This window comes from Halorubrum sp. CBA1229, from assembly GCF_003721435.2.
GTDB lineage: Archaea > Halobacteriota > Halobacteria > Halobacteriales > Haloferacaceae > Halorubrum.
Window position 1 is genome coordinate 1,922,352 of record NZ_CP054585.1, and the last position, 25,974, is coordinate 1,948,325.

At 68.1% G+C, this 25,974-nt stretch carries 24 protein-coding genes; 14 read left to right on the top strand and 10 right to left on the bottom strand.

Going from position 1 to position 25,974, the window contains the following annotated elements; genetic code table 11:
- Positions 1-166 precede the first annotated feature (166 nt).
- Positions 167-1,126, top strand: a complete 960-nt coding sequence (locus Hrr1229_RS09550; protein ID WP_123113114.1) for a hypothetical protein — start codon at positions 167-169, stop codon at positions 1,124-1,126.
- Positions 1,127-1,184: 58 nt separating this feature from the next.
- Here Hrr1229_RS09550 and Hrr1229_RS09555 read toward each other — a convergent pair whose 3' ends face one another.
- Both Hrr1229_RS09555 and Hrr1229_RS09560 read right to left on the bottom strand, forming a co-directional pair.
- On the bottom strand, positions 1,185-1,337 hold the full coding sequence (locus Hrr1229_RS09555; RefSeq protein WP_158606063.1) for a hypothetical protein: 153 nt from the start codon (positions 1,335-1,337) through the stop codon (positions 1,185-1,187).
- Positions 1,338-1,462: 125 nt separating this feature from the next.
- Positions 1,463-2,533, bottom strand: a complete 1,071-nt coding sequence (locus tag Hrr1229_RS09560) for an aldo/keto reductase (RefSeq protein WP_123113113.1) — start codon at positions 2,531-2,533, stop codon at positions 1,463-1,465.
- Between the two features lie 148 nt (positions 2,534-2,681).
- Between Hrr1229_RS09560 and Hrr1229_RS09565 the strand changes: the two genes are divergently transcribed.
- From Hrr1229_RS09565 to Hrr1229_RS09605, 9 genes are all read left to right on the top strand, one after another.
- Entirely contained in the window at positions 2,682-2,858 is a 177-nt protein-coding gene (locus Hrr1229_RS09565; RefSeq protein ID WP_158606062.1) for a hypothetical protein, read from the top strand.
- Positions 2,859-2,921: 63 nt separating this feature from the next.
- A complete protein-coding gene (locus tag Hrr1229_RS09570; RefSeq protein WP_123113112.1) occupies positions 2,922-3,824 on the top strand; it encodes an acyltransferase in 903 nt (300 codons plus the stop codon).
- A gap of 570 nt (positions 3,825-4,394) precedes the next feature.
- Positions 4,395-4,988, top strand: a complete 594-nt coding sequence (locus tag Hrr1229_RS09575) for a DJ-1/PfpI family protein (protein WP_123113111.1) — start codon at positions 4,395-4,397, stop codon at positions 4,986-4,988.
- A gap of 22 nt (positions 4,989-5,010) precedes the next feature.
- Positions 5,011-5,841, top strand: coding sequence for a hypothetical protein (locus tag Hrr1229_RS09580; RefSeq protein ID WP_123113110.1), 831 nt, complete (start codon positions 5,011-5,013; stop codon positions 5,839-5,841).
- Between the two features lie 243 nt (positions 5,842-6,084).
- Positions 6,085-7,038 carry an ABC transporter substrate-binding protein gene (locus tag Hrr1229_RS09585; protein ID WP_123113109.1) on the top strand — a complete coding sequence of 318 codons (954 nt, stop codon included), beginning with the start codon at positions 6,085-6,087 and terminating at the stop codon, positions 7,036-7,038.
- A gap of 3 nt (positions 7,039-7,041) precedes the next feature.
- Positions 7,042-7,908, top strand: coding sequence for an ABC transporter ATP-binding protein (locus tag Hrr1229_RS09590; protein WP_123113108.1), 867 nt, complete (start codon positions 7,042-7,044; stop codon positions 7,906-7,908).
- Complete coding sequence (locus Hrr1229_RS09595; RefSeq protein WP_123113107.1) at positions 7,905-9,218, top strand: ABC transporter substrate-binding protein; 1,314 nt, start codon at positions 7,905-7,907, stop codon at positions 9,216-9,218. The genes Hrr1229_RS09590 and Hrr1229_RS09595 overlap by 4 nt, the downstream gene beginning before the upstream one ends.
- On the top strand, positions 9,184-9,963 hold the full coding sequence (locus Hrr1229_RS09600) for an ABC transporter permease (protein ID WP_123113106.1): 780 nt from the start codon (positions 9,184-9,186) through the stop codon (positions 9,961-9,963). Before Hrr1229_RS09595 ends, Hrr1229_RS09600 begins: the two co-directional genes overlap by 35 nt.
- 67 nt (positions 9,964-10,030) lie before the next feature.
- Positions 10,031-10,465, top strand: a complete 435-nt coding sequence (locus Hrr1229_RS09605) for a DoxX family membrane protein (protein WP_123113105.1) — start codon at positions 10,031-10,033, stop codon at positions 10,463-10,465.
- Between the two features lie 74 nt (positions 10,466-10,539).
- On the opposite strand, the gene Hrr1229_RS09610 is transcribed toward Hrr1229_RS09605, so the two are convergent.
- The 3 genes from Hrr1229_RS09610 to Hrr1229_RS09620 all read right to left on the bottom strand — a co-directional run bounded on the left by Hrr1229_RS09610 (position 10,540) and on the right by Hrr1229_RS09620 (position 14,119).
- Positions 10,540-11,616 (bottom strand): hemolysin family protein, encoded by a 1,077-nt coding sequence (locus Hrr1229_RS09610; protein WP_123113104.1) that lies wholly within the window; start codon positions 11,614-11,616, stop codon positions 10,540-10,542.
- Between the two features lie 90 nt (positions 11,617-11,706).
- On the bottom strand, positions 11,707-13,035 hold the full coding sequence (gene hisS / locus Hrr1229_RS09615; protein ID WP_123113103.1) for a histidine--tRNA ligase: 1,329 nt from the start codon (positions 13,033-13,035) through the stop codon (positions 11,707-11,709).
- Between the two features lie 97 nt (positions 13,036-13,132).
- On the bottom strand, positions 13,133-14,119 hold the full coding sequence (locus Hrr1229_RS09620) for a GTPase (protein ID WP_123113102.1): 987 nt from the start codon (positions 14,117-14,119) through the stop codon (positions 13,133-13,135).
- A gap of 216 nt (positions 14,120-14,335) precedes the next feature.
- On the opposite strand from Hrr1229_RS09620, the gene Hrr1229_RS09625 reads away from it, so the two are divergent.
- Complete coding sequence (locus tag Hrr1229_RS09625; RefSeq protein ID WP_123113101.1) at positions 14,336-15,811, top strand: Na+/H+ antiporter NhaC family protein; 1,476 nt, start codon at positions 14,336-14,338, stop codon at positions 15,809-15,811.
- Between the two features lie 71 nt (positions 15,812-15,882).
- Here the strand turns inward: Hrr1229_RS09625 and Hrr1229_RS09630 are convergent, their stop codons facing one another.
- Both Hrr1229_RS09630 and Hrr1229_RS09635 read right to left on the bottom strand, forming a co-directional pair.
- Positions 15,883-16,644, bottom strand: a complete 762-nt coding sequence (locus Hrr1229_RS09630; RefSeq protein WP_123113100.1) for a class I SAM-dependent methyltransferase — start codon at positions 16,642-16,644, stop codon at positions 15,883-15,885.
- A gap of 9 nt (positions 16,645-16,653) precedes the next feature.
- Positions 16,654-17,538 carry an aldo/keto reductase gene (locus tag Hrr1229_RS09635; RefSeq protein WP_123113099.1) on the bottom strand — a complete coding sequence of 295 codons (885 nt, stop codon included), beginning with the start codon at positions 17,536-17,538 and terminating at the stop codon, positions 16,654-16,656.
- 145 nt (positions 17,539-17,683) lie between these two features.
- Here Hrr1229_RS09635 and Hrr1229_RS09640 point away from each other — a divergent pair, with 145 nt between their 5' ends.
- Positions 17,684-18,205: a DUF2240 family protein gene (locus Hrr1229_RS09640; RefSeq protein ID WP_123113098.1), complete on the top strand. Its 522-nt coding sequence runs from the start codon at positions 17,684-17,686 to the stop codon at positions 18,203-18,205.
- Complete coding sequence (locus Hrr1229_RS09645; RefSeq protein ID WP_123113097.1) at positions 18,205-18,639, top strand: hypothetical protein; 435 nt, start codon at positions 18,205-18,207, stop codon at positions 18,637-18,639. Before Hrr1229_RS09640 ends, Hrr1229_RS09645 begins: the two co-directional genes overlap by 1 nt.
- Positions 18,640-18,671: 32 nt before the next feature.
- Here the strand turns inward: Hrr1229_RS09645 and Hrr1229_RS09650 are convergent, their stop codons facing one another.
- Positions 18,672-20,588 (bottom strand): methyl-accepting chemotaxis protein, encoded by a 1,917-nt coding sequence (locus Hrr1229_RS09650; RefSeq protein WP_123113096.1) that lies wholly within the window; start codon positions 20,586-20,588, stop codon positions 18,672-18,674.
- Between the two features lie 201 nt (positions 20,589-20,789).
- Here Hrr1229_RS09650 and Hrr1229_RS09655 point away from each other — a divergent pair, with 201 nt between their 5' ends.
- Positions 20,790-22,091, top strand: a complete 1,302-nt coding sequence (locus Hrr1229_RS09655; protein ID WP_123113095.1) for a DNA double-strand break repair nuclease NurA — start codon at positions 20,790-20,792, stop codon at positions 22,089-22,091.
- A 540-nt stretch (positions 22,092-22,631) separates the two neighbouring features.
- Here Hrr1229_RS09655 and Hrr1229_RS09660 read toward each other — a convergent pair.
- Positions 22,632-24,620, bottom strand: a complete 1,989-nt coding sequence (locus tag Hrr1229_RS09660) for a pentapeptide repeat-containing protein (protein ID WP_123113094.1) — start codon at positions 24,618-24,620, stop codon at positions 22,632-22,634.
- A gap of 522 nt (positions 24,621-25,142) precedes the next feature.
- Complete coding sequence (locus Hrr1229_RS09665; protein WP_123113093.1) at positions 25,143-25,871, bottom strand: type II CAAX endopeptidase family protein; 729 nt, start codon at positions 25,869-25,871, stop codon at positions 25,143-25,145.
- Positions 25,872-25,974 lie beyond the last annotated feature (103 nt).

Here is a 25,974-nt window from a genome sequence, read left to right on the forward strand (position 1 = left end):
GAACCCCCTGACCACCGGACGGAGTCGCCAGCACCCTCCGCCGAACTCGACCGCAACCCCCGCCGAACTCGGCCGCGCGGTCGATCGCCTTCTCCTGCGGGATATCTTTCTTTACGCCGAAAAACGGACGTAAGTGCTTTGTGTATGTACCGTGTTAACGGATGTAATGAGTATGTATTCGAGCTCCGCCAACGCCTTCCGGATCCCCGGCACGGATCCGGTGGCGATGGAGGAGTGCACGGCCCTATCGTGTGAGGTCGGAACGGCGGCGACCGAACCGACCGTCGTCGTCGCGGCGGTCGTTGTCGGCCTCGCGGCGTTCCTCGCGTTCGCACACGTCCGGGACGCGGTCGACGCCGGGCGGGGCGAGCGGCGGCGCGTCCTCGCCGAGCGCGACGCGTTCGAGGAGTTCGCCGACCGCGTCGACGCGCTCGATCCGGCGCCGACCGGGTCGACGGCGGGGGGATTCGACGGGTCGATGGTCGCGATCCGCGCGGTCGACAGCGTCGGGAGCGACGGCGACGTCAGGCTCAGGCGCGTGTTGGCGGCGTACCGCGACACCGTGATGTCGGTCCCCCACTACCGGGAGGAGTACGACGAGACGATCCCGGAGAGCCTCGCCGCCGAGCTCGGACCCGACACGGCGGCCGCGCTGGCGTCGAACGGCACCCTTTCCGCCGCGGCGCAGTCGGCGCTCGTCGGCCGGAGCCGACAGGCGGCCGAGGCGCGCTCGTCGCTCGCCGACGCGATCGGCGAGGAGATCGACGCGCTGCGGGCGTTCGAAAGCGACCTCTCGGGCGTCGACCGGCGGCGGCGACGGCTCCTCGAACACCTCGACGGCGTCTCCGGGAGCGGGGCCGACGCGGCGATCGACGTCTGGGAGCGACTCGAGGACCTCGAACGCGAATGCGACGAGATCGCGGCGGAGCGGCAGGAGTCGCTCGCCGACCCGCCGATGACGCCGGGTCCCGCGGTGGACGTCGAGGGGGACCGCGCCTTCTACGACTACCTGTACGCCCCGACGGACGGCCCCCGGCACCCCGTGTTGGCGCAGGTGTCGGAGCTCGCGGAGCGGATACGCGCCGACCGCGACCGCGTCGCGAGCCGTCTGGCCGGCGGCCGGTAGTCACGGGAGGTTTATAAGTGCAGGCGGCCACGCTCGTGATGGTGGCCATGACGACGTGTTACCCCCACTGAGCCCCTTGTGACGAGGGTTTTCCACCGAGCCACCACTTCCGCCCGCCGAGCCGCGGCTCCGTCTCGCGACCGGTCGGGCCGGTCGTCTCGGCCGGGCCGGTCGTCTCGGCCGGGATCGGAACCGCGGTGAAAGTGTTCATACGGGACCGGTTCCCTCCGCAGTCGTGCGGTCTCGACGCGAAAAAGGCGGGTTCCGACGCGGGGACGGTCCCCTCTGGAGGACAACCGAAAGCGGTCGGTTCGAGACGACCGGGATCGGGGCGGCTCAGTACGACGCGGCGCGCTTGTCGAGGCCGGCGGCCTCGATGTCCTCGCCGTCGACGGAGGTCCGGAGGACGTCCATCCCGTCGTCGCGGTCGATGTCGAAGTTCCGCGCGTACAGCTCGTCGACGCGCTCGTACTCGGTCTCGGAGAGCGGCGGCACGCCCGCCGCGCTCCACTCCGCGATGTCGTCGGCGTCGCGGAAGGTGGGGGTCACCGAGGCGACCTCGTCGTGCGCGAGCAGCCAGCGGATCGCCGCCTGCGCCATCGTCCGGGTCCCCTCGGCGTGATCGGGCTCCTCGAGGAAGCGGATCGCCTCCACCTTCTCCCAGCCGGTCTCGTACCACTCCGTCGGGCGGTGCGAGCGGTGGTCGCCGTCCTCGAGCACCGTGTCGGGCGTCACCTGCTCGTTGAGCAGGCCGGAGGAGTGCGGGACGCGGGCGATGACCGAGGTGTCCGAGCCGGTCTCGCGGATCGTGTCGACGAAATGGCGGCCGGGCTCCTGCTCGAAGCAGTTGAAGACGGTCTGGACCGCGTCGAACTCCTCGTACTCGACGGCGGCGTCGCCCTCGGCGAGCCAGCCGATCGAGGGGCCGAGCGCCCAGCCGAGCGCGCGGACGCGGCCGTCCGCCTTCCACTCGGCGAGGAGGTCGCGCACCTCGGGGGTGACCTCGTCGACGTTCGCGTTGTGGAGCTGGAGCAGGTCGACGTGGTCGGTGTCGAGCCGGTCGAGCGAGCGCTCGAACGCGGTCTCGAGGTACTCGCGGTCGAGCTCCTTCGGGAGCTCGCCGTGGCCCGCCTGCGGATTATTATAAAAGTCGTACCCGATCTTCGTCGCGAGCGTCACCTCGTCGCGGCGGCCGTCGATCGCGCGGCCGATGATCTCCTCGCTGTCGCCGTGGCCGTACACGTCGCCGGTGTCGACGTAGGTGACGCCGGCGTCGAGCGCCGTCTCGACCATCTCGACCGCCTGTTCGTCCGAGCGGTCGCCCCACCAGTCGGTGCCGACGACCCACGCGCCGAAGCCGATCTCAGAGACCTCGACGCCGGAGTTCCCGAGTTCGCGGTGCTGCATACCCTCCGGTTGGCGGTCGGGACACTTATCGGGCGCGGTCGGTCTCGGGCCGGGGGAACGACCGAACCCCGCCCGCCGGTCCGATCGCGACCCCGCGATCCCCTCGCACACCGTTGGAACTTACTCGCTCGCGGCCAGTCGGTCGCCTATGGATCACGCCCTCCGCCGTCGACTCGACGCCGTCGTCGCCCTGCTCGCGGTTATCGCGGTCGTCGCGGTCGCCGCACTGCTGCTCTCGTTCGGCGCCGCCGGGATCGTCGCGATGGTCACGGTCGCCTTCGTTGGCTTCCTCGTCGGGTTGTTTGTCAACGCGGAGTTCTACTGACCGGGGGAACACCGCGGGCCGCACAACCGAATCCCTTTGAAGGCCGGCGACGAAGGGGACCCGATGACAAAGCGACACGTGTCCCTGCCCGACGGCGCGGAGGCCGGGGTCCGAGGGTTTATCGACGAGGTGGACGAGCGCCTCTCCTCGGACGAGGACACCTGTAACGTGGTTCGGGACGTGCTGATCGACCTCCACGGGGACCGCGAGCGGTGGGAGGCGTGGCAGGACGGGGAGTCGGTGTCGCGGGCCGAGCGCGTCCGCCTCCAGGGATACGACCCGTGTAACGCGACGCTGGAATCGGAGTACTACGCCGAGAAGGACGAAGAGCGGTTCCAGCGGTCGAAACACCTCCAGTGGCTCTGGCGCCAGTTCGACGCCACGCCGATGGCCGACAACGTCGAGTTCGCCCTCCGGTTCCGGCAGATGCTCGGGAACCACCTGTTCGCCGAGTGCGGGGACGACTGCCGCTTCTTCAAAGGGATCTCCGTCACCTACGGCCACAACATCGAGGTCGGCGACAACGTCGTGATACACGACGACGTCCACCTCGACGACCGCGGGAAGCTGACGATCGGCGACCGCGCGTCCATCTCCGACGGCGTCCACCTCTACAGCCACGACCACGACCTCGTCGACCAGACTGAGGTCCGCAACTTCCACACGGTCGTCGAGGACGACGCCCGCGTCACCTACGACGCGATGGTGCGCGCCGGTTGCCGGGTCGGCGAGAACAGCGTCGTCGGCGCCCGCTCGGTCGTGCAGGGCGACGTCCCGGCCCACCACGTGGTGGTCGGCTCCCCCGCCCGGAGCGTCCGCGTGAAGCCGGGGTGGGAGGAGGTCGCCGACGAGCTGGAGGACGGCCGGCTCCCGGACCGGCAGGACGAGCGCGAGATCGAGTACGAGCTCCCGGACGACCTCGACCAGTTCGACGAGTTCCAGCGCGACCTCACGCCGCCGAAATAAGACGTGTCGTGCGCGGACGTCGGAGATGCGTTGCCAGTGACTTTCAGCTCTACCGCTCTGATCGATCGCTTATAAATAGTTGACTGGAGGTCGTCAGAGAACACCTCCAAAGCCCCAGCCGCTCGGTTGTAAGCGACTGACCGCGAATCGACGGGGGACACACCTCCAAAGCCCCAGCCGCGAGGCGGCCGCACGCTCGCTGTGCTCCTCAGTCGCTCACTTCGTTCGCTCCCTGCGGTGCTTACGTCGCCTGCGGCCGCCTCGCGGCTGCCCCTTTGAGTCCCGCCCGACCGCACCGCAACCGCACCTCACACCTCCCCAGCCTCGCGGTTCGTTCGGGGCTCCCTGCGGTCGCCCCTCACTCACCGCTTCCCTCGCACGTGCCGTTCGCGGCCTGTCGGCCGCTCACGGGCGCGCGCCACCGCGACAGTAACGCGTCGCCGCGATCTGTATTTATAAATAACAGCCGGCACTCCGTCGTCCTCCTCCCCCGAGCTGATCTGTAGTGTGCTACCGCTCACCAGTATCATTATTTGACAGTAGCGCGTATCTCGATGTGGTGTTGTACACATGACAGGAAAACAGATATTGATGATCGTCGGCGACTTCGGGGAGGACTACGAGATCATGGTGCCCTTCCAGGCCCTACAGGCGGTCGGCCACGAGGTCCACGCCGTCTGCCCGGAGCGGGAGGAGGGCGACAGCGTCAAGACCGCGATACACGACTTCCGCGGCGACCAGACCTACCTCGAGACCCGCGGCCACGACTTCGCGCTCACGCACGGGTTCGACGCGGTCGACCCGGCCGACTACGACGCGCTGGTCGTCCCCGGCGGGCGCGCGCCCGAGTACCTCCGCGGGTACGACGAGGTGCTCGACGCGGTGCGCCACTTCTTCGAGGCCGACAAGCCCGTCGCGTCGATCTGCCACGGCCCGCAGATCCTCGCGGCCGCGGGCGTGCTCGACGGCTACGAGATGACCGCCTACCCCGCGGTCAGGCCCGAGGTCGAGGCCGCCGGCTGCTCGTGGGTCGACGGCGTGACGACCGACGGGAACCTCGTCACCGGGCAGGCGTGGCCCGACCACCCCGAGTGGATCGCGCAGTTCCTCGACCTGCTCGGCACCGAAATCGACCACGACGCGCCCGCCGCGACGGCGGACTGACTCCCTCGGAGCCCTATTTTTAATGGCCGACCCCCGAGCCGTCGCCGTCAACGTCGCCGCCAACACGAACCAGCCCGGCTTCCGCGGGCCCGTCTACCCGGACGGCTCGTTCGCGTACGTGCCGATCCCCGAGTCGGCGGCGACGCTCCCGCGGGGGCGATTCCCGGTCGACGAGCCGCTCCCGACCTACGGCGACCTCGACCTCCCATTCGCGGTGCCGGCCGACCTACGCGAGACGCCGGTCCACATGGACCCGGAGTTCCCCGGCGTCCACGGTCGCGACCGCACGAGCTACGGCGACCCCCACGGCGTGAAGGCCGGCCGGATCGCCGACCTCGGCCCGGGCGACTGGCTGCTCTTCTACGCGACGCTGTCGCTGCGCCCGCACGGCTGGGGCGGGCCGAGCGGGACGGCGGCAGGCGGGGCCACCGACGAACTCCGACCGGACGACGACCTCGCGCCCGATTGGGGCGCGTACCTCTTCGCGGGGCTCCGCGTCGAGCGCGTGCTCGCGGTCGGCGACGGCGGGAGCGGAGGCGGCGGGTCCGGTGACGGCGGCGGCACCGGCGACGGTTCGACCGTCGACCGCGACGCGGCGGCCGCCCTCGCTCCGACCAACGCCCACCTGAAGCGCGATCCCTTCGACGCGCGGGTCGTCGTCGCCGGCGACCCGACGGCCTCCGGGCTCTTCGAGCGCGTCGTCCCCCTGAGCACCTCGGAGACCGGCGCGGAGGCGAACCGCCTCGTCACGGCGCTCTCCAGCGACTCGGGGAAGGGGCCGTGGTGGCGGCGACCGTTGGCGTTCGACGCCGACGCGGCGGCGACCCTCCTCGAACGCATCGAGCGGGCTTGAGACGGCGATCCGGCGGTCCGACGGAGAAACGAACAAATGTTGTGGCTATCTCGGATGCGATCTGTTCGCACATGCTTCCGGAACCGGCCGTAAGAACGGATCTCGCGGCGACTTACGAATGCTTCCCGCCGAATCAGCGGCCGAACGGGTTCGGCCGTCGCAATACTTGCGCGAAAACGGTTGCACCGCTCATGCTTGTCGGTTTCCGGAGTTATACCTTACAATAAAACCAAGAGGTATTCGATGTCAGATCTGAATGTCTCCCACGAATACTTCACGTGGAGACTCGTGCAGGACGTCGCGGAGGAGAACGGGTACTTCGAGGACGAGGGCGTCGACGCCGACCTCTCGTACTTCGCGCCGGGAACGCAGGACTTCGAGGGCGAGAACGCCTTCGACGCCGACTGGTGGGACGACATGGACGAGGACGGCGGCACCCACGGCGTCTGCGAGTGGAACGCGGTCCAGGAGGTCTCCGAGACCGACCGCGACATCGTCGGCTCCTACAGCGAGTGGGACCGCGTCGTCTTCGTCGACGCCGACGACGACGCCGAGACGATCGACGACCTGCGCGGCCGCTCCGTCGGGATCAACAAGTACGCCACCTCCTTCTACTCGATGCGCGAGATGCTCGAGAACGAGGGGTTCGAGGACGACGAGATCGTCTTAGAGCACGTCGGCGAGGCCGAGGACCGCTTCGACGCGGTGAAAGAGGGCGAGGTCGACTCCATCGCAGTGTTGGAGCCGTTCGTCACGCTCGGCCGCTACGACGAGGAGCTGAAAGAGGTGTTCGACGGCCCGTGCCGCGCCGCCATCACCACGCGCGAGCAGCCCGAGCCGGAGAAGCTGGAGGGGTTCCTCGCGGCGCTGAACCGCGCGGTCGCCGACATCAACGACGACCTCGCGGGGTACACCGACCGCTACGTCGAGCTGCTGGAGGACGAGGCCGCCGACAAGCCCGCATTCGACGACGTGAACTTCGAGCGGCTCCGCGAGGAGTTCGAGCTCCGCGAGTTCCTCCCCGTGCGCGCCCCCGACGAGAAGCGGATCGACGCGACTACGGACTGGATGCGCGACAAGGGGTTCGTCCCGGACGACGCCGACATCGGGACCGCCGAGGAGCTCGATAACGAGGGCGTGCTCCCGGACGACGAGGCCGAGTCCGAGGAGGACGAGCCCGAGGCGACGGCGGACTGATCGATGTCCCTCGAGTCCCGCCCGGCGACGGCCGACGACGACGGTGAGGAGTCCGACGTCCGGTCCGACACCCGGTCCGACTCCGCGTCCGCGGTCGGCGCCGACGCCGTCGGCACCGACCGTCACGCCGCCGACGCGGCGCCGATCGTCGCCAGCGACCTCACGAAGCGGTACGACGACACCCTCGTCTTCGACGGGCTCGACCTGTCGGTCGACCCCGGCGAGGTCTGCTGTCTCCTCGGCCCGTCCGGCTGCGGGAAGACGACCCTGCTCCACCTGCTCGCGGGACTCGAGGAGTCGACCGACGGCCGCGTCGAGATCGACGGCGAGGCGGTGACGGGCCCGGACTACCGGTGGGGCGTCGTCTTTCAGGACCCCCTGCTGTACCCGTGGCTCTCCGTGCGCGAGAACGTCGAGATCGGGCCGCGGCTCCGGGGCGAGGAGCCCGATCCCGACCGCATCGACGACCTGCTCGACCTGGTCGGGCTCGACGGGTTCGCCGACGCCGACACCGCGGACCTGTCGGGCGGGATGGCGCAGCGCGCGTCGCTCGCGCGGACGCTGGCGAACGAGCCCGAGGTGCTCCTCCTCGACGAGCCGTTCTCCGCGCTCGACCAGCTGACGAAGATGGAGCTGCAAGACGAGCTGTTGCGGATCGTCGACGAGCTCGGCGTCACCGCCGTGTTCGTCACGCACGACATCGACGAGGCGGTGTACCTCGGCGACCGCGTCGCGGTCATGGGACCGGTCCCCGCGGGCATCGAACACGTCGAGTCGATCGGCAGCGAGACGCGTTCGCGGGACGACGAGGCGTTCCTCGCGGAGCGGGCGGCGGTCTTCGAACGCCTGGAGGCGGTGGGACTCGAATGACGCACGATCACACGAACCACGACGACGACGTCGACCCCGACGTCGCCGCGAGCGCGCGAGAGCTCGTCGGCGGCGCCGGCTGGCGGAACCCCTCCGAGAAGGCCCGCACGAGCGGGCTCTCGCGGCGCGAGTTCATGAAGGAGTCGGGACTGGCCTCGCTCGCAGCGGCCGGCGTCGGCGCGACGGCCGGCTGCCTCGGCGGTGGCGGCGACGGCGGCGACGGCCCGCCGACCGCGGAGATCGGTTACCTCCCGATCACGGACGCGGCGCCCCTGCTGACGGGGTACGCCAACGACCACTTCGCCGACCACGGCGTCGACGCCGCGGAGCCGACCCTGTTCCGCGGCTGGTCGGATCTCGCGGAGGCGTTCCTCTCCGGCGCGGTCAACGTCGCGCACTTCCTGATGCCGATGACGGTGTGGATGCGCTACGGCGACGAGCTGGACGCGAACGTGCGGGTCGTCGCGTGGGACCACACGGACGGCTCCGCGCTGACGGTCCAGCAGGACGTCGACGAGTGGTCGGACCTGGGCGGCGGTACCGTCGCGGTCCCGTTCTGGTACTCGATCCACAACGTCATCCTCCAGATGGGGCTCCGCGAGCACGGGCTCACGCCCCGGACGGACTCCTCCGCCGACGAGGTGGCGGACGACGAGGTCAACCTCGTCGTGACGCCCCCGCCGGACATGCCCGCGGCGCTGGAGAACGGCTCCATCGAGGGGTACATCGTCGCCGAGCCGTTCAACGCGATCGGCGAGCTCGACGCCGGCGGGAAGATCCTGCGGTTCACCGGCGACGTCTGGCGCGAGCACGCCTGCTGCGTCGTCGTGATGCGCGAGGAGTTAGTGGAGTCGCGGCCCGAGTGGACGACCGACGTGATGAGCGGGCTCGTCGACGCCCAGCAGTACCTCCGCGAGAATCGGTCGGAGGCAGCGCAGCTGCTCTCCTCCGAGGGGAGCGGCCTGCTCCCGCAGGGGCCGGCGCCGATCGACCGCGCGCTCACCCACTACGACGACCACGAGCCGTACATAGAGTCGGGCGCGATCCAGAACGCCGACTGGGACATCGACCGGATCGGCTTCTACCCGTACCCGTACCCGTCGTACACGGAGGAGCTGGTGCGTCGCATGCGCGAGACGCGCGTGGAGGGCGAGGACACCTTCCTCGACGAGCTCGACCCCGCCGAGGTCGCCGACGACCTCGTCGCGTACGACCCCGTTCGCACAGCGCTGGAAGAGGCCGGCGGCCCGCCGGCGTTCGACGTTTCGGAGGACAATGGCTACGAGAGACAGGAGACGATACGGTTCTGAGCTGATCGGGGAGCGCGGCCGCCTGCTGCCGGCGGTCGGGCTCCTCGGCGGGCTCGCCGTCTGGTGGGCGGTGACGGCGCTCGGCAGCGGCATCATCACGAACTTCGCGCCGGCGGCGACGTTCGCGGTCCTCGCGGAGCTCGTCGTCTCGCCGGCGTTCTACGACCACGTGTTCGTCAGCGTCTACCGGTTCGGGATCGCGCTCGGCCTCTGCCTGACGGTCGGGCTCCCGATCGGGATCGTGGTCGGCTACTTCAAGGCGGCCGAGCGCGCGACGACCGTCCTGTTCCAGTTCATGCGGATGATCTCGCCGCTGGCGTGGTTCCCGATCGCCATCATCGTCTTCGGCGTCGGGACGCAGTCGGCGGTGTTCGTGATGTTCATGGCCGGCCTCTGGCCGATCGTGTTGAACACCGCCCACGGGATCGCGACCATCGACGACGACTGGCTCACGGTCGGCGAGTCGCTCGGCGGCGACACGCGCGCGCTGCTCCGCCGGGTCGTCGTCCCCGCGGTGGTCCCGGACATGCTCACGGGGATCCGCCTCTCGATCGGCATCCTCTGGATCATCCTCGTCCCCGCGGAGATGCTCGGGGTCAACACCGGGCTGGGCTACCTCATCCTCGACGCCCGCGACCGGTTCTCCTACGCGGAGATCCCCGCGATCATGCTGGTGATCGGCTTCATCGGCTTCTGGCTCGACTTCTCCGTCCGCCGGCTCCACGCCCGGTGGAACTGGGGGTAATCGGTCGCCTCCCTCCCGCGGCGGTCGCGCACGGCTATTTATGTATCGTGCCACCGTACTGACAGGCATGACCGACGACGATACCGACGACGCGAAGGCGGCCGAGACGACGGCCGACGCCGAGACGGGAACCGACCGCGACGCCCCCTCCCGGCTCGGCCGCGTCCTGCTCGGGGTCGGCCTGGCGGCGCAGGCCTCGGAGGACTTCCGCGAGATGGACGAGACGATCGAGTACGCGGAGTCGGCCGGCGTCCCCGCCCCCGATCTCGCGGCCCCGTTCGCGTCGGGGATGATGCTCGTCTCGGGGGTCGGGATCGCGCTGTGGCGAGCCCCCCGGATCACGACGGGCGCGGCCGTGACGTTCCTCACGGTCGTGACCGCGACGATGCACGACTTCTGGAACGCCGACGAGGACGACAGGAGCGGCGAGCGGCTGGCCTTCTTCGGCAACCTCGCGATGCTGGGCGGGGCCCTGGTGTTCCTGCGGGAGGCGTTCGAGTAGCGCGTCGCCGTCCGCCGCGGCCGCGACGGGAGCGCTCCTGCGTCGCCGCCGCGGTCGACGCCGACGCCGACCGCCTACAGATCGCCCGCGTCGAGCGGGTCCTCGAGCTGTCCCATCACCGCCTCCAGCGCGTCGGTCGCGGTGAGGAGCCCGACGATCTCGCCGTCCTCGATGACGAGCGCGAGCTCTTGAGACTCGGCCTGAAACTGGTCGTAGGCGTCGCTGATGTTCGTCTCCGGCGAGACCGTCACCGGCGGGGCGGCGATCTCCTCGAACGTCGTCTCCCCCGACCGGAGCTCCTCGAAGCGGCTCACGATCGAGGGCGCGTACACGATCCCCTCGAAGTCGTTCGGACCGTCCCCCACGAGCGGGAACCGTGTGTGCGGCGTGTCGCGAATCCGGTCGAGGTTCTCCTCGATCGACGCCTCGGTCGACAGCGAGACGACCTCGTCGGCCGGCGTCATCAGGTCCGCCACGCCGAGCTCGTCGACGGCGAGCGCGTTGAGGACCTCCTCGCGGCGCTCCTCGGGGAGCTCGACCTCCTCCATCATCGACCCGAGGCGGTTGCGGAGCTCCGCGCGCGTCTCCAACACCTCGCTTTCGGTCTCGGTCCACGACCCGGTCATCTCGACGCCGAACAGCCCGAGGGTGGCCTTCGCGACCCAGTCGCCGAACTTGATCAGCGGCGAGATGAGCCACGCGAACCAGTACAGCGGTCGCGCGCCGTACTCGGCGACCTGCTTCGAGCGCTCGACGCCGAGGTACGTCGGGGTCTGCTCGCCGTGCGTCAGGTGCACCATGTTGATGATGAAAAAGCCCAGCAGCGACCCGGCGCCGGCGGACGCGAGCGCCGTGTTCTCGAACAGGGGCGCGAACAGCGCCGCGAGCCCGGGCTCGGCGACGATACCGAGGGCGATACTCGTCCCGGAGATCCACACCTGACAGGTGGTGAGGTAGAACTCCAGGTCGTCCGTCATCTCCCACGCGCGCCGCAGTCCGGGGGTGTCGATCTCGGACTCCGGATACTGCCGGAGCCGCGTGAGGGCGAACTCGACCGCCACGAAGTACGCGTTGATCAGGATGAGGGCGACGCCGGCCGCCACGCGAAGGCCGATCTCGCCGGGAGTCATCGCTGTCGCGAGCGGGATCATCGTCCCCACGGTCCCGGCGCGCGATTGAAAAGCGTTGAGGGACCGAGCGGGCAAGCGCCGGTCTGGGGCGCGGACGGGCGCGCCGAGGCGCTACTCGTAGTCCTCGTACGTCGGGAGCCCCGACCCCTCCTCGGGCGGGAACTCCTCGACCGGCACGGTCGTCTCGTCGCCGCTCGCCATGTCCTTCACCGTGTACTCGCCGTTCTCGAGGTCGCGCTCGCCGACGACCACGACCGTCTCCGCGTTGATCGAGTCGGCGTAGCCGAGTTGGGCGCCGAACGAGCGACCGGAGACGTCGCTCTCGACGACGACGCCGTCGTCGAGCGCGCGGAGGTCGCGGGCGAGCGCGGCCGCCTCGCCGCGCGTGTCGCCCACGCTGAGCACGTAGTAGTCGGTCGAAAGCTCCTCGTCGGGCCAGACGCCGGCGCGCTGACAGAGGAGCTTGAGGGTGGCGTGGCCGGGGGCGACGCCGACCGCGGGGGTGGGTTGGCCGCCGAAGCTCTCGATCAGGTCGTCGTAGCGCCCGCCGCCGAAGACGGAGCGGGACACCTCGCCGGTGGAGTCGAAGCACTCGAAGACGACGCCGGTGTAGTAGTCGAGCCCGCGGGCGGTCGTCAGCGAGACCTCGCAGAACTCGCCCGCGCCGAAGTCGTCGGCCGCGGCGAGCACGTTCCGCAGGTTCTCGACCGCCGACTCGACCTCCTCGCCGCCGGCGTCGGCGACCGCGTCGAGGTCCGCGGGGCTGTCGACGTCCGAGATGAGATCGTCGAACTCGCGGGCGGTCGCGCGGTCGAGCCCGGCGTCGGAGAGGAGCCCGAGGTACTCGCCGTCGTCGACCTTCGCGCGCTTGTCGACCGCGCGGATCGCGGCCTCGGCGTCGACCGCGTCGGGGTCGTCGGCGAGCGCCCGGACGAGCCCGCCGAGGATGTCGCGGTGCGAGACGCGGAACTCGAAGTCGTCGCCGGTCAGCCCGAGGTCGGTGAGCGCGTCGGCGGCGACCGCCAGCACCTCGGCGTCGGCCTCGGGCGCCGACGAGCCGAACACGTCGATGTTCGTCTGGTAGAACTCGCGGAAGCGGCCCTGCTGGACCTGCTCGTAGCGCCAGAACGGGCGGGTGGAGACCCACTTGATCGGCTTCGACAGCTCCTGGCCCTTCGCGACGACCATCCGGGCGACGGTGGGCGTGAGCTCGGGGGTCATGGCGACGCCGCGGCCGCCCTTGTCCTCGAAGGCGTACAGCTCCTCGACGATCTCCTCGCCGGACTTGTCGACGTACATCTCCGTCCGCTCCAAGGCGGGGGTGGCGATCTCGCGGAAGCCGTACCGGCTCGCGGCGTCCTCGATCGCGTCGGTCACCTCGCGGCGGGCGGACTGCTCGCCGGGGTAGAAGTCGCGGAATCCCTTGAGACCGTCGTACATGCACGTCGCTTCGGCGAGCGCCCGCTTGAAAGCATCCTTTCGGGGCCGCCGGGCGGGCCGCGGTGCCGACCGCTCGCCGCTCCCGTCTCCTTCCCGCCTACTCCTCGCCGTCGCGCGTCGGCAAGTCCGGCTCGAACGCGGCCGCCTCGACCGCCATGTCGAGCACGTCCTCGACGTTCTCGTCCTCGGTGACGCTCATCGTCGCGTCGACCGACTCCGCCCGCACCGCCTCGAAGCGGTCGTGTTTGTTCGCCACGGTGAGGAACGGAATCGCGTCGCCGAACAGCTCGCGGACCTCCTCGCGCAGCTCCAACTGGACGTCGAGCGGGTAGCCGCAGTCGCCGGAGGGGTCGAGCACGAAGACGACGACGTCCGCGAGGTGTTCGAGGGCGCTGACCGCCTGCCGCTCGATGTCGTTTCGGTCCTCCTCGGGGCGATCGAGCAGCCCGGGGGTGTCGACGATCTGGTACCGGACGTGGTCCCGCTCGAAGTGGCCGATCTGGACGCCGCGGGTCGTGAACGGGTACTCCGCGATCTCGTTGGAGGCGCGGGTGACCCGGTTGACGAACGACGACTTCCCGACGTTCGGGTAGCCGGCGATCACGATGGCCGGCTCGTCGGGCCGGATGTCCGGGAGCACCTTCAGCTGGTCGCGGGAGTCGCCGATGTAGCGCAGGTCGTCTTCGATCTGGTCCATCACGTCGGCCATGCGCGCGAACGCCTGCTTCCGGTGTTTGCGCGCGGTGTCGACGTCCGAGTTGCGGATCTTCGTCGTGTACTCGTCGCGCAGGTCCTCGATCTGCCGGCTGGCCCACATCACCTGCGAGAGCGCCTGCCGGAGGCGGTCGACGTCGACGATGGCGTCGGCGAGCTCGTAGTAGAACGGATCGACGTCGAAGCCGAAGTCCGGCCACGAGACGACGACGTTCTCTAAGTTGTCCGAGAGCACGTTGCCCGCGGTCCGCAGCATCGACTCCTGCGCCTCGTGGCCGCGCTTCGCGCGTCCCGCGCGGGCCGCCCGCGAGAACGCCTTGTCGACGAGTTCCTCCGATCGGGGAGTCGTCGGGAGGCCCTCAAATATCATGTTGGCCCCTCTTGCCCACCGACGCGTATAAGACCGTCCGTTCGGCGACCGGCGCGACACGGCGGCACACGGTCGGACGCGGCGAGGTTCGGTAGCGGTGGCCGCGCCGATCGCGGGCGCCGCCGACCGACGCCGCGGGCAACGGCGATGAACGATCGTTATCTTCCTTGTGCATATTCCGAGTCATATTTATGCCTCAAAGGAATACAACCGCTCATGGCACGCTCGTTCACGCCCACGACGTTCGAGGACATCGACCCGGATCGCCGCCCGAGCCTGGCGGCGGCGCTGGTCCCGGTCCTCGCCGTCGTGGCGTTCCTCGGCATCGGCTCGGCCGTCCTCGGCCTCGACCCGCACGCGCCGCTCCTCTGGAGCATCGCCTTCGTCGGCGCCTTCGGCCTCTGGCTCGGCTACGACTGGGACGCCCTGTACGACGGCATCGCCAACGGGCTCGTGATGGGCCTGCAGGCGCTGCTCATCATCTTCACCATCTACGGGCTCATCGCGACGTGGGTGAGCGCCGGGACGATTCCGGGGCTCATGTACTTCGGCTTAGAGATCCTCACGCCGACGACGTTCCTCCCGGCCGCCGCGGTCGTCGCCGCGGTCGTGGCGTTCGCCATCGGCTCCTCGTGGACCACCGTCGGGACGCTCGGCGTCGCCTTCGTCGGCATCGGCGCGGGGCTCGGTATCCCGGACCCGATGACGGTCGGAGCCGTCCTCTCGGGGGCGTACGCCGGCGACAAGCAGTCGCCGCTCTCCGATACGACGAACCTCGCCGCCGGGGTGACAAACACCGACCTGTACGCGCACATCCGGCGGATGCGGACCGGCACCCTCCTCGCGTTCGGGCTCGCGGTGCTCGGCTTCCTCGCGCTCGGCCTCCGCGCCAGCGGCGCCATCCCCGCGGGCCGGATCGCGGAGATCCAGGGCGCGCTCGGCGGCACCTACGCGGTCACGCTGCTCGCTTTTATTCCGCTCCTCGTCACCTTCGGACTGGCGCTGCGCGGGCACGCGCCGCTCCCGACCCTCGTCGCCGGCGTCTTCGCCGGCGTGCTCACGACAATCGTTGTGCAGGGCGTCGGCTTCGTCGCCGCGTGGGACACCTTCATGTACGGGACCGCGCCCGAGTCCGGCTCCGAGCTCGTGAACGACCTGCTCGCGACCGGCGGGCTCACCGGCTCGGCGTGGACGATCACGGTCGTCGTCGCCGCGCTCGCGCTCGGCGGGATCTTGGAGCGCACCGGCGTGCTGGCCGTGATCGCCCACGCGTTCACCTCCTCCGTGCGCAGCCCCGGGGCGCTCGTCGCCGGGACCGGCGTCTCGGCGATCGTCATCAACGCGCTCACCGCCCAGCAGTACATGAGCATCGTGCTGCCGAGCGTCACGCTCCGGAACACCTACGAGGAGTTCGGCCTCGACACCGACCAGCTCTCCCGCGCGGTCGAGGCCGCGGGGACGCCGACCGGCGCGCTGTTCCCGTGGCACGCCGGCGCCGTCTACATGGCGGGGGTCACCGGCGTGCCGACGCTGGAGTACGCGCCGTACTACCTGTTCGCGTTCCTCTCGCCGCTCGTGTTGTTCGCCATGGCCGCGACCGGCTACTCGCTGAACGCGACGCCGACCGATGCGGGCGGTGTCGGCGCGGCGCCGGCGGCGACCGCTGACTCCGCCGCGACCGATGACGACTGACAGGACGGCGCCGGTGGCCGACTGACGGATCGACCCTTGTTTACGACGCGTTCTGCCCACTTTCGATGTCTTCAGTCCGGAAGCCGAAACGCGAGCCCGTACATCCGCCCGACGGATTCGGACCCGATCTCGCTCGCGAGGCGGCGAGCGGTCGCGGCCAGCGCGTCGCCCGCTTCACCCGGGTACTCCTCGGCCAGGGAGACGGCCTCGTCGGCGTGCGCGGAGACGTGGCTCTCGGTCCAGGGTACCGGCTCCAGGAGCGTCCGCTCCCGCTCGAACGCCCAGCCGTGCCCCGCGAGGAACCGCCGCAGGAACGCCGCCGGGTAGAAGGTGAGCGCCGGGCGGCCGCGGGCCAGCGCCGACGCCGCGTTCTCGACGGCGAACAGCTCGCGGATCGCGGCGTCGTCCGGGAGCGGGTCGTAGTCGTCGACGACGAGAGCCGCGCCCGGGGCGGCGACCCGCGAGAGCTCCTGGGCGACCGCCGACAGCGCCGCGGGGTCGAGGACGTTGCAGAGCCCGTGCGCGGTGATCAGGTCGACGGAGCCGTCCGGGAGCGGGACCGCCCGGAGGTCAGCCTCCAGCACCGTCAGTCGGTCGCCGCTATCGTCGCCGCCGTCGCTACTGTTATCGCCGCCGCTAACGTCTCCGCCGCCGACGCGCCGACGCGTCGTCCGCGCGTGGTCCCGGTCGTTCGTCACGGCGTACACCCGGGCGGCGCCGTTCGCGAGCAGGCCGGCGCTCGCGTTCCCGACGCCCGCACCGGCCTCCAGACAGCGCTTTCCGGCGACCGATCGGTCCTCGAGCGCGGCCGCGACCGTGTGCGGGACGTCCATCCGCCTCCCTCAGTGGTGCAGCTGCTCGGGGACCGGGCTGTCGTCGTGGCGCACGCGCTCGACCAGCGACCGCTGCGCGGTCGCGTCCATCCCGTCGTAGTCGTCGGCGGCCTCGAGGATCATGGTGACGAGCTTCGGGTCGCCGGCGCTGACGACGCTGGTGAGCCCCTGCGCGGCGGCGAAGTCGAACCGCTCGCTGATCTCGCCGGGCGCGGCGACCGGCCGGTACCAGTTCGCGAACGGCCGGTCCGCCTCGGGGAGCTCGTCCGTCGACGGCCACGAGCCGGCCGCGAACGCCTTGATCCCCAGCGTGCCCACGTTCTCCTCGTCGGCGCGAGCGAGGACCGCCTCGTAGTCGTACTCGTCGTCGTCCTTCCCGGCGACGACGGGATTCAGCGGAAACATCACCGACTCGAGGTCGTCGATGCGGTCGAGCGCGTCGAGGATGAGGTCGGGGTCGCCGTGGCTCGTCAGCCCGATGTGGTCGATCAGCCCCTGCTCCTTCGCCTCGCGGAACGCCGCGAGCGCGCCGTCGTCGCCCGTGAGCGCGTCGAGCTCCTCGTCGTACTCGAGCCCGTGCACCTGATACAGGTCGATCGTGTCGACGCCGAGGCGGTTCAGCGAGCGGTCGAGCTTGCGCCACGCGCCCTCGTACGTTCGCTCCTGTGTCTTGCAGCCGAGGAAGATCTCCTCGCGGTGCTGGCGGAGCTTCGGGCCGAGCTTCAGCTCCGCGTCGCCGTACGTCGGGGCCACGTCGAAGTGGTTGACGCCGTAGTCGAGGACGTGTTCGACCAGCTGGTTCGCGCCCTCCTGTTCGAGCCAGTTGAGCGCGATCGCCCCGAACGTCATGACGGTGCTGTCGTGACCGGTGTCGCCGAGCGGGCGGGTCTCCATACGTGGGCCATCACGCCCGCGCAGCATAACGGTTGCCGGCCGCTCCCCGGCCGCGAGTCGACCGGGGCGAGCGCCGCGCACGGCCCGGCCGGGGACGGTTCGCAGTTCGGTAGGTTTACCGCCGTCGACCCCCCGCCGTTCGAACATGAGCCTCGAGGTCGCCGTCGCCGTCCCGTTCAAACACCGCGCGAAGGAGCGGCTGGGCGAGGGCGAGTTCGTCGTCGCGCTGTCGCTCGACCGCGACTGGTTCTCGCCGGACCAGGCGAAGCGGCTCGTCGACGTCGCGGTCGGTCGCGGGCTGGTGGACGAGGAGGACGGCGACCTCGTCGCGCGGTTTGACCCCGACGACGTGCTCGTTCCGGAGGGGTTCACGCCGGACGAGTCGATCCTCCGCGAGCAGTCCACCTTCGAGACCGCCCTCGACGCCATCGTCGCGGCCGGGGTGGAGAAGCAGCGCGCCGTCGCCGCGATCAACGAGCGGCAGCGCGCGCTCGCGGTCACCATCGAGGCGGCCGCGGTCCTCGTCGCGAAGGAGCACGGCGCCGCGGTCGACCACCTCGCGCCCGACGTGCGCGAGGAGCTCGCTGCCGCCGGCGGCGACAGCGGCGACGAGAGCGAAGGAGGCGCGGACGACGACGCGGCGGCCGACGCCGCGGGTGACGCCTGATGGTCGCGGACCGCCTGACCGACGGCGTCCGGATCGGCCAGCTGCTCGCCTCGGAGGTGTCCGGCAACGAGGGACGCCTGCGCGACCTCGCGCTGGCCGACGCCGACCCCGACGTGGAGCCGACGGCCGACGGCGCGCTCGCGTACCGGATCGTCCGCGCGGTCGACGGCGACGTCGCCGAGGACGAGGCGGCCACCGCCGACGAGCGCGACGTCGCCGAGGTGTACGTCCAGCCCGACCGCGTCCGGATCGAGTTCGTCGGCGGGGGCGACGGAGCCGCGCTCCCCGAGGTCGCCGCCGACGCGGCCGACGAGGCGGGGCTCCGCGTCAGGCCGAAGGCGGTCCGGCCGCCGCGGACGCTGGTCTTCGTCGAGGACGGCGCGCAGGTGAAGCGCGCGCTGCCGGTGCTGGCGGCCGTCGTCGACACGATTTAAAAGGACTCCGCCGAATCGCGGCGACCGACGCCTCAGTCCGACCGCCCGCCGTCGCCCATCGCGACGTTGCGCGTTCCCGACGCCGACGGGTCGTCGGGCGACTCCCCGCCGACCTCGAACTTCCGGAGCAGCGCCCGGAGCCGCTCGGCCTGGTCCGCGAGCGAGCCGGCCTCGGCGGTCGCCTGCGACATCGCGGCGAGCTGCTCGTCGGCCGCCTCGCCGACCTCGTCGGCCTCGTCGGCGGTCGACCGGCTGATCCCCGCGACCTCCTCGGCCATCGACACCGTCTCCTCCGTGCTCGCGGCCTGGTCGTCGGTCGCCTTGCTGATCTCGCGGATGCCGTCGTCCGTCTCGGCGGCGTTGTCCGCCACCTCGGCGAACGCGTCGGCGGCGTCCCGCACCGCCTCGGCGCCCTCCTCCATGTGCTCCTCGGCGGTCCGGACCTCCGCGACCGTCGCCTGCGTCTGCGCCTGCGTGCCGGCGATGAGCTCCTCGATCTCCTGGGCCGCCTCCTGCGTCTCCTCGGCCAGCTGCTTGACCTCGTCGGCGACGACCGCGAACCCGTCGCTCCCCCCGCCGCCGCCGCCGGCCCGCGCGGCCTCGATGTTGGCGTTGAGCGCGAGCAGGTTCGTCTGCTCCGCGATGTCGCTTATCAGGTCGACGATCTCGCCGATGTCTTCCATCCGCTCGTCGAGGACCCTGACCTTCTCCGCCGTCTCGCCGATCGCGTCCCGCGACTCTTGGACGCTGTCGATCGCCTCGCCCGCGGTGTCCTGTCCCTCGTCGGCGATCGACGCGGTCTGTTGGGCCGCGTCGGCGACCGTCTCCGTCGAGGAGGCGACCTCCTCGATCGTCGCCGAGAGGTTGTTCATCTCGCCGGAGACCTGTTCGAGCATCTCGCGCTGGTCGTCCGCCCCCTCGGCGATCTCCTCGATCGACCGGCGCACGTCCTCGCTGCGCGCCTCGGCGGTGTCGACGCCCTCGACCGTCTTCTCGCTGGCCGCGGACACCTCGCCGGCGAACGACTGGACGTCCCGCATCGTCGCCTCGATGTCGTCCATCATCTCGTTGAACGCGGCGCCGATCTGCTCCATCGCCTCGCTCTCGCTGTCGGCGTCCAGCCGGACCGTGAGGTCGCCGTCGGCCGCGCGGTCCATCGTCGCGCTGTAGTCGTCGGCCTTCGTCTCGAGGTGCTGGTTCAGCCACTCGACCTCCTCGCGGCGCTGCTCGACCTCCGCCTTCGCCTCCTCGACGTCCTGGATCTCCGCCTTCTGCTCGGCGACGAGGTCGAGCTGGCGCTGCGCCTCCTCGCGCGACTTCTCGATCGAGTACCAGTTGACGATCAGCGCGCCGACGAGCCCGAGGACGAAGAACGCGTGAATACCCCCCCAGACGATCGGGTTCTCGATCGCCGCGGCGTGGTTGTAGACGAGGCTCGAATCGATCAGGCTGAACGCGCCGTGGCCGACCGCGACGTACCCGACGCCGACGGCGAACGGGACCCAGTCCTCGTACAGCGCGAGCACCGCGACGAACACGAAGAAGCTGAAGTGCGCCTCGATGTACCCGCCCGACAGCTTCACCAGCGCCATCGAGACGGTCATGAGGCTGAACGCCGCGAGCACCGTCCGCTGGCGGCGGCCGAGTCGAGACACGTTCGCCAGCGCCGCGGTGCCGAGGATGACGGCGGTGAAGCCGCCGAGCATCCACATCGGTGCCGCGGGGATCTGCGCCCCGGTGAACGACTCGGTCCCGCTGTACAGCCCCAACGCGATCAGGAACGGCACCTGCACCGCGATCGAGATCAGGATGTTCCGGTGGCGCGGCCGCCACATCTCCGTCGGCATCGAGGTGCCGTCCGGGATGTACCTGACGACCTCCCTGAGTTTCTCGCCTCTCCCTCGCGATTGGCCGGTCGTCGTTCCCGACGTGACCCCTGACTCTGCCATAGCGTCACCTCCACTAATTCCGGCAAAGAAGGTTCTCCCCCGAATATCCGTTCTGATACTCCGGCGCGCCCCGTTCGGTGAAAGGCGGCGGACTCGGCGGCCCTCGGGACGCGGCGGCACGGTCGATCGCGGCGTCGACGTCTCCGGTGACGCCACCCCTCGGGCGAACGGGTTTAAGACCGGCCGGGCCGCAGTACGGCCGTGACGCTCGATCCGATCCACGTCGAGAACATCGCGCGGCTCGCGTACGGGATCGCGGGCGACGTGGACACGACCGACCACGACGACCTCGCGGGGCGCGTGTGGCGCGACTGGCTCCCCGAGCTCCGCCGCGACGGCCGCGTCGTGATCGAGCCCGTCGGCGACCACGAGCGCCGGCTGGCCCCCGTCGACGACGCCGCCCTCGCCGAGCGCCCGTTCGAGACCGTCCACGGGCTCGATTCGGGCACGATCAACCCGACCACATTTAAAAACGGGCTCGTCGTCGACGTGGCCCACGCCGCGATGGCGAGCGAGCCGACGGACCTGGACCTGCACCGCGACCGAACCATCGTCGCGACCGTCCACGCCGGCGACTCCACCGCTGACTTCGACGACGACTGGCGCAAGCGCGACGACGGCCACACCCGCCAGCGCGTGCTCCACGCGCCGCGGGTGAACCGGTACGCCGAGGGGGTCGTCCACGCGCTTGCGCTGTACCTCGCCGAGGGGACCCACGCGCTCGACCACGCCGACGAGGTCGACGACCTGCTCGTCCTCGACGGCCCGATCTATCCCAAGGAGCTGTTCACGTGGGACGACCGCAACCCCGAGTTGGGCGCGCTCGCGCGCGAGGCGAAGCCCCGCGCGGTCGTCGAGAAGTACGTCCGGCTGGTCGAGCGGTTCGTCGAGCGCGACGTGCCGCTCGCCGGCTTCGTGAAGAACCCCTCCAGCGGCACCATCGTCCGCGCGCTGGGCCGGAAGGGCGTCGAGCCGCCGTGGCCCGACGACACCGCGCTGTTCACCCGGCTGCTGGAGCGCCGGGAGGCGGGAAGTCGTGCGGGCGGCGCCGCCGGCGGCGACGGCGACGATGCGGCCGGCAGCGCCCGCGGCGACCGCCTCGACGACGCGCTCACGTTCACCACGTGGTTCCACAGCCGCGGGGGCGCCGACGCGACGATGGCGGCCGACGGCGACGCGCTCGGGATCGACCGCGAGCTCGACCCCGAGCTGTACGAGCCGACGTTCACCGTCGTGTACGACCCCCGAACCGACGTGACCTACAAGCTGGAGGCGCCGTACGCGTTCACTCGCGACGCGGCGACCCGCGACCGGCTCACCCGACAGGTGCTCGCCGACGTGGCGACGACCCGGGGGCCGCCCGAGGCCGTCGCGAAGGCCGACGAGCTGGCGCGGATCGACGCCACGGAGAAGGCCGCGCTCCGCCGGAAGTTCGAGGAGCGGTTCGACAGCGACCAGCAGGCGACGTACGACGACCTGCGGTGGGGGAAGGAGCGCTTCTAACGCCGACCCGCTGACCGCGACTTATTTATAAATGAACGAGGCGGTCGGCGCGTGCCTCCGAGGCCGCCCCGCGGCCGAGGAGCGCGCGCGAGGGACGCGGCGACCGGAGGGAGCCGCGAGGCTGGGGAGGGGTGAGGCGCGGTTGCGGTGCGGGGTGGGACTCAAAGGGGCAGCCCGAGGCGGGCGCAGGCGACGAAAGCAGCGTGTCGCTACGCGCCACGGGCAGCCGGCGGCGGAGCCGCCGGCGACACCGCAGCGAAGGGGCGATAGCGACTGAGCGAGGAGCGCAGCAAGCGTGCGCCCGCCTCGCGGCTGGGGCTTTGGGAGTGTTCGCCGCCGTCTCGTTCTCAACTATCTGGCTCTGTTGAAATTCTCAATCGGTGATGTGTTCTTGGAGACGTGCTGAATACAGAGCGCGAGTCGATTAACACTTCTATCTAACACGACACCTCTTCGAACATATTTCGACAAAGTCTAAGAATTGGAACATACTTATCCTTACCAGCATGGCGTAAAATTAGTTCTAATCCCCAAAATGAATTAGAATCTCTCTCGATTGCTGAAAATATATCCTAGTGTAATGAGTGAGAGCGTCCCAAGAAATGCTTGGAGCATCACTACTATTTGAAGCAACATCCCAGTTGGTCGGAATGGGGGAGTCGTAGTGAAAGTAACCACACTATACGAGATCGTACGGACAAAACTATCCTCGATTCCTACTAACAAATAAATAACAGTTGGGAGAAAAAACAAACCTGCCATCCATTTACCGAGTTGGCTGGGTCGAACACCATAACCAGTGAGTTTCTCTGAGGCAAGACTCCCCATGTGGTCTTTACTGAACCGACCTTTAGTTTCTCTTAATTCGATACGACGTAAACGACGCTCATGGACATGGAACCTCCGAGCCTTGCTGACTAATCCATGATTGGCAAACGCGGATTTGAGATCGTGGTATGCCCGCGCGGTCGCATCCAGAGCGCTAGGCAAAAAGTTAGAACTCTCAAAGAGCCGCGTGCATTCTGTAGATCCGTCAACTGCGACGTTCGACAGTTTTGCATTTTGTAAATTAGCTTTTGATAGTCTAGCGCCCCTGAGATTTGCCTCATTCAGGTTAGCGTTCCTGAGATTCGCTCCGATTAGATTGGCGGCTTTGAGATTTGTGCGAGTCAGATCAGCACCTCTAAGATTTGTCTTGATCAGATCAGAACCACTTAGATTCACATCGGATAGTTTAGATTTACTGAGGTCCTTGCCACTCAGGTCGGCATCTCCGAGATTTGCTCCGGTCAAGTCGGTGTTTTTGAGGTCCAAGTTTGACAAATCGAAACTATCAATAAATTCGTCGGAGGGTCCCGATAGATCAACAGATGTTTCCTCCAGTTCAGCCCCGCTGAGATTCACCTCTGATAAATTAACACCGTCGAACGATGCTTCTGTTAGGTTTGAGTCACTAAGATCTGCCCCCGCCATCTCGGAACCGTTGAGGCATGCTCCGGTCAGATCGGATTCACAAAGATTCACATCGGTCAGGTCTGCGTCGGATAAATCTGCTTCTGTTAGATTGGTTCTGTAGAGGGACGCGCTGGTTAGCTCAGCAAATGTAAGATCCGAGTTAGATAGATTGGAATACCGGAGATCAGCTTTTGACAGATCAGCGTGATTGAGTTTTGCTTCTGAAATATCAGCACCTCTGAGATCTACACCAGACATATCTGCGTAGTCAAGGTCAGCTCCGGATAGGTTGACACCTCTTAGATCCTCGCCGGCTAGGTCAACGACATCGAGATCTGCTCCCGATAGATCAGCATCCTTGAGCTCTACTTCCGACAGGTTGACCCCGTCAAGCGACGCTTTAGATAGGTTTGATTTGCTGAGATTTGTTTCTGATACCTCGGCTTCGTTGAGGGATGCTTTAGTTAGATTAGAGTCAGTTAGGTTCGTATCTGTTAGATCAGTATGAGATAGATCAGCCTGTGACAGATTAGCTTTATACAGCGACGCGTCAACTAAGACGGCCTCACTTAGATTCGCACCACCTAGGTTGGCATATCGGAGGTCTACACCTGTCAGGTCTGTATTTCTCAAGTCCGCTCCTGACAGGTCAGCACCCCTCAAATCCGCATTATACAAGTCGCCTTTTCTGAGACTTCCATTTGATAGATTGGCGCCTCTGAGGTCTGCGTCGCGCAAGTTAGCAGTTGAGAGATCCGAATCAGTCAAATCAGCGTTTCGGAGAGATGCCTGATAAAATGAGATAGAATCCTGAAGTTCATTTCCAGCCAATATAGCTCCATCAAGTAATTCACCTCCTAAACGAATCTTGTCTTGTACTTCAGGGATGATTTTTGACTGTTTGAATTCCTCAATTGTTTTTGAATCAACTGCTTCAGGCTGTAAGTGCCACACACATCTCTCCGTATTCCCAACTGTATCACGGTAACAGCAGCTCTGATTTTTTGGGTCGTCACCGACTTCATATTCCTCAGGCCAAGTATAGCCACACTTATTTTCAGATTCTTCCCCCATACGTAGCTGATACACATCTAATTACATGAATTATACTGTCACGAATTTTTGACTTAAATTCATACCATTCGTAGCTGTTGCCCTGAAGCTCTCAACGGCTGTAATCACAAGGGTGCTGACAAGCTGATTTATCCGTAATGCTGTGAATTCATTAGTGATCGAATACTGTGTGGATCCTCTCTATCTCGCACCGCATCACTGACAGAGATCTAGAAGATATCGGAGGCGCTGCTGCATACAGCGCGCGAGTCGGTCGCGCAGTTCAAACGATTCCAGCGAACCAGAGAACCGTATAGGTCAACGCCAGAATAGACAGGACGATGCCGACGATACCGAGGAGACGCCCTTGCCGTTCGCTTATACCTATCTTTGGAACTGGTACGTAATCATTCTACTGCCGACACAGTCACCCTGCTGCATACACGCTCTGTATCTCGCACGTCGATTCTATCAGTTCTTAAGGATTTCAACAGAGCCAACTAATTATAAGTGAGCGGCTGGGACTTCGGGAGCCTTCTCGTCTCATATCGACTGCGCGAGCAGCACCACGTAGATGACGGCATTATAAACGCCGTGCGCGAGCCCGGGCACCACCACGTTCTCGGTGTGCTCGTAGAGGGCGCCGAGCACCGCGCCGAGCACGACGACGACGGCGACGTACGCCCACCGCTCGCCGAGCGACCCCGAGACCGAGGGGAGGTGGACCAGCCCGAACACGAGGCTCGCGAGCAGGATCGCCGGAACGGCGTCGAACGCGCGCCGCAGCCCGCCCTGAACGACCCCGCGGAACAGCGCCTCCTCCACCGGGCCGACCACGAACAGCGACACGGCGACCATGACGAGGTAGTACGTCACCGGGTCGCCGTCGGGCACGACCGCCTGGTTCTGCCCGGTCGTGAGCCCGATCTCCCCCAGCACGAATAAGGCGCCGTACTGGAACACGAACAGGGCCACCCCGCCGCCGAGGACGAGCCCGGCGTCACGGAGCGTCGGCCGCGAGACGCCGACGAGCCCCCACTGGTCGGTGATCGCGAGGTAGCCGACGACCGCGACGAGGAAGCCGGCGAACTGGAGCAGGGTCCGGAGCACCTGCAGCCCGGTCGTCCCCTCGCCCACGAGCCCGAGCGAGACGGCGAACTCGGAGACGGGCGTCGTCACCGCGCTGGCGACGAACAGCGCGAGGAGGACCGCGAACGCCGCGCTGGCGACGCGGAGGATCCGGTTCAGCGGTTCGGACTGCGTCTCACTCATCGGCGGGCGTACGGCTCGCGGCGGTTTATCGCCACCGGAAGGCGACGCTCATCGCGCCGGGACTCGCGCATGGATCGCCGACGGGACTCGCGCCAGGGCTCGC

Coding starts and splice junctions, on each gene's coding strand:
- Hrr1229_RS09580 (WP_123113110.1), top strand. CDS start 5,011: ATGGCCGACCCCCGAGCCGTCGCCGTCAACGTCGCCGCCAACACGAAC.
- Hrr1229_RS09665 (WP_123113093.1), bottom strand. CDS start 25,871: ATGAGTGAGACGCAGTCCGAACCGCTGAACCGGATCCTCCGCGTCGCC.
- Hrr1229_RS09575 (WP_123113111.1), top strand. CDS start 4,395: ATGACAGGAAAACAGATATTGATGATCGTCGGCGACTTCGGGGAGGAC.
- Hrr1229_RS09645 (WP_123113097.1), top strand. CDS start 18,205: ATGGTCGCGGACCGCCTGACCGACGGCGTCCGGATCGGCCAGCTGCTC.
- Hrr1229_RS09640 (WP_123113098.1), top strand. CDS start 17,684: ATGAGCCTCGAGGTCGCCGTCGCCGTCCCGTTCAAACACCGCGCGAAG.
- hisS (WP_123113103.1), bottom strand. CDS start 13,035: ATGTACGACGGTCTCAAGGGATTCCGCGACTTCTACCCCGGCGAGCAG.
- Hrr1229_RS09610 (WP_123113104.1), bottom strand. CDS start 11,616: ATGATCCCGCTCGCGACAGCGATGACTCCCGGCGAGATCGGCCTTCGC.
- Hrr1229_RS09660 (WP_123113094.1), bottom strand. CDS start 24,620: ATGGGGGAAGAATCTGAAAATAAGTGTGGCTATACTTGGCCTGAGGAA.
- Hrr1229_RS09550 (WP_123113114.1), top strand. CDS start 167: ATGAGTATGTATTCGAGCTCCGCCAACGCCTTCCGGATCCCCGGCACG.
- Hrr1229_RS09590 (WP_123113108.1), top strand. CDS start 7,042: ATGTCCCTCGAGTCCCGCCCGGCGACGGCCGACGACGACGGTGAGGAG.
- Hrr1229_RS09620 (WP_123113102.1), bottom strand. CDS start 14,119: ATGATATTTGAGGGCCTCCCGACGACTCCCCGATCGGAGGAACTCGTC.
- Hrr1229_RS09565 (WP_158606062.1), top strand. CDS start 2,682: ATGGATCACGCCCTCCGCCGTCGACTCGACGCCGTCGTCGCCCTGCTC.
- Hrr1229_RS09650 (WP_123113096.1), bottom strand. CDS start 20,588: ATGGCAGAGTCAGGGGTCACGTCGGGAACGACGACCGGCCAATCGCGA.
- Hrr1229_RS09560 (WP_123113113.1), bottom strand. CDS start 2,533: ATGCAGCACCGCGAACTCGGGAACTCCGGCGTCGAGGTCTCTGAGATC.
- Hrr1229_RS09600 (WP_123113106.1), top strand. CDS start 9,184: ATGGCTACGAGAGACAGGAGACGATACGGTTCTGAGCTGATCGGGGAG.
- Hrr1229_RS09605 (WP_123113105.1), top strand. CDS start 10,031: ATGACCGACGACGATACCGACGACGCGAAGGCGGCCGAGACGACGGCC.
- Hrr1229_RS09630 (WP_123113100.1), bottom strand. CDS start 16,644: ATGGACGTCCCGCACACGGTCGCGGCCGCGCTCGAGGACCGATCGGTC.
- Hrr1229_RS09635 (WP_123113099.1), bottom strand. CDS start 17,538: ATGGAGACCCGCCCGCTCGGCGACACCGGTCACGACAGCACCGTCATG.
- Hrr1229_RS09555 (WP_158606063.1), bottom strand. CDS start 1,337: ATGAACACTTTCACCGCGGTTCCGATCCCGGCCGAGACGACCGGCCCG.
- Hrr1229_RS09570 (WP_123113112.1), top strand. CDS start 2,922: ATGACAAAGCGACACGTGTCCCTGCCCGACGGCGCGGAGGCCGGGGTC.
- Hrr1229_RS09595 (WP_123113107.1), top strand. CDS start 7,905: ATGACGCACGATCACACGAACCACGACGACGACGTCGACCCCGACGTC.
- Hrr1229_RS09625 (WP_123113101.1), top strand. CDS start 14,336: ATGGCACGCTCGTTCACGCCCACGACGTTCGAGGACATCGACCCGGAT.
- Hrr1229_RS09585 (WP_123113109.1), top strand. CDS start 6,085: ATGTCAGATCTGAATGTCTCCCACGAATACTTCACGTGGAGACTCGTG.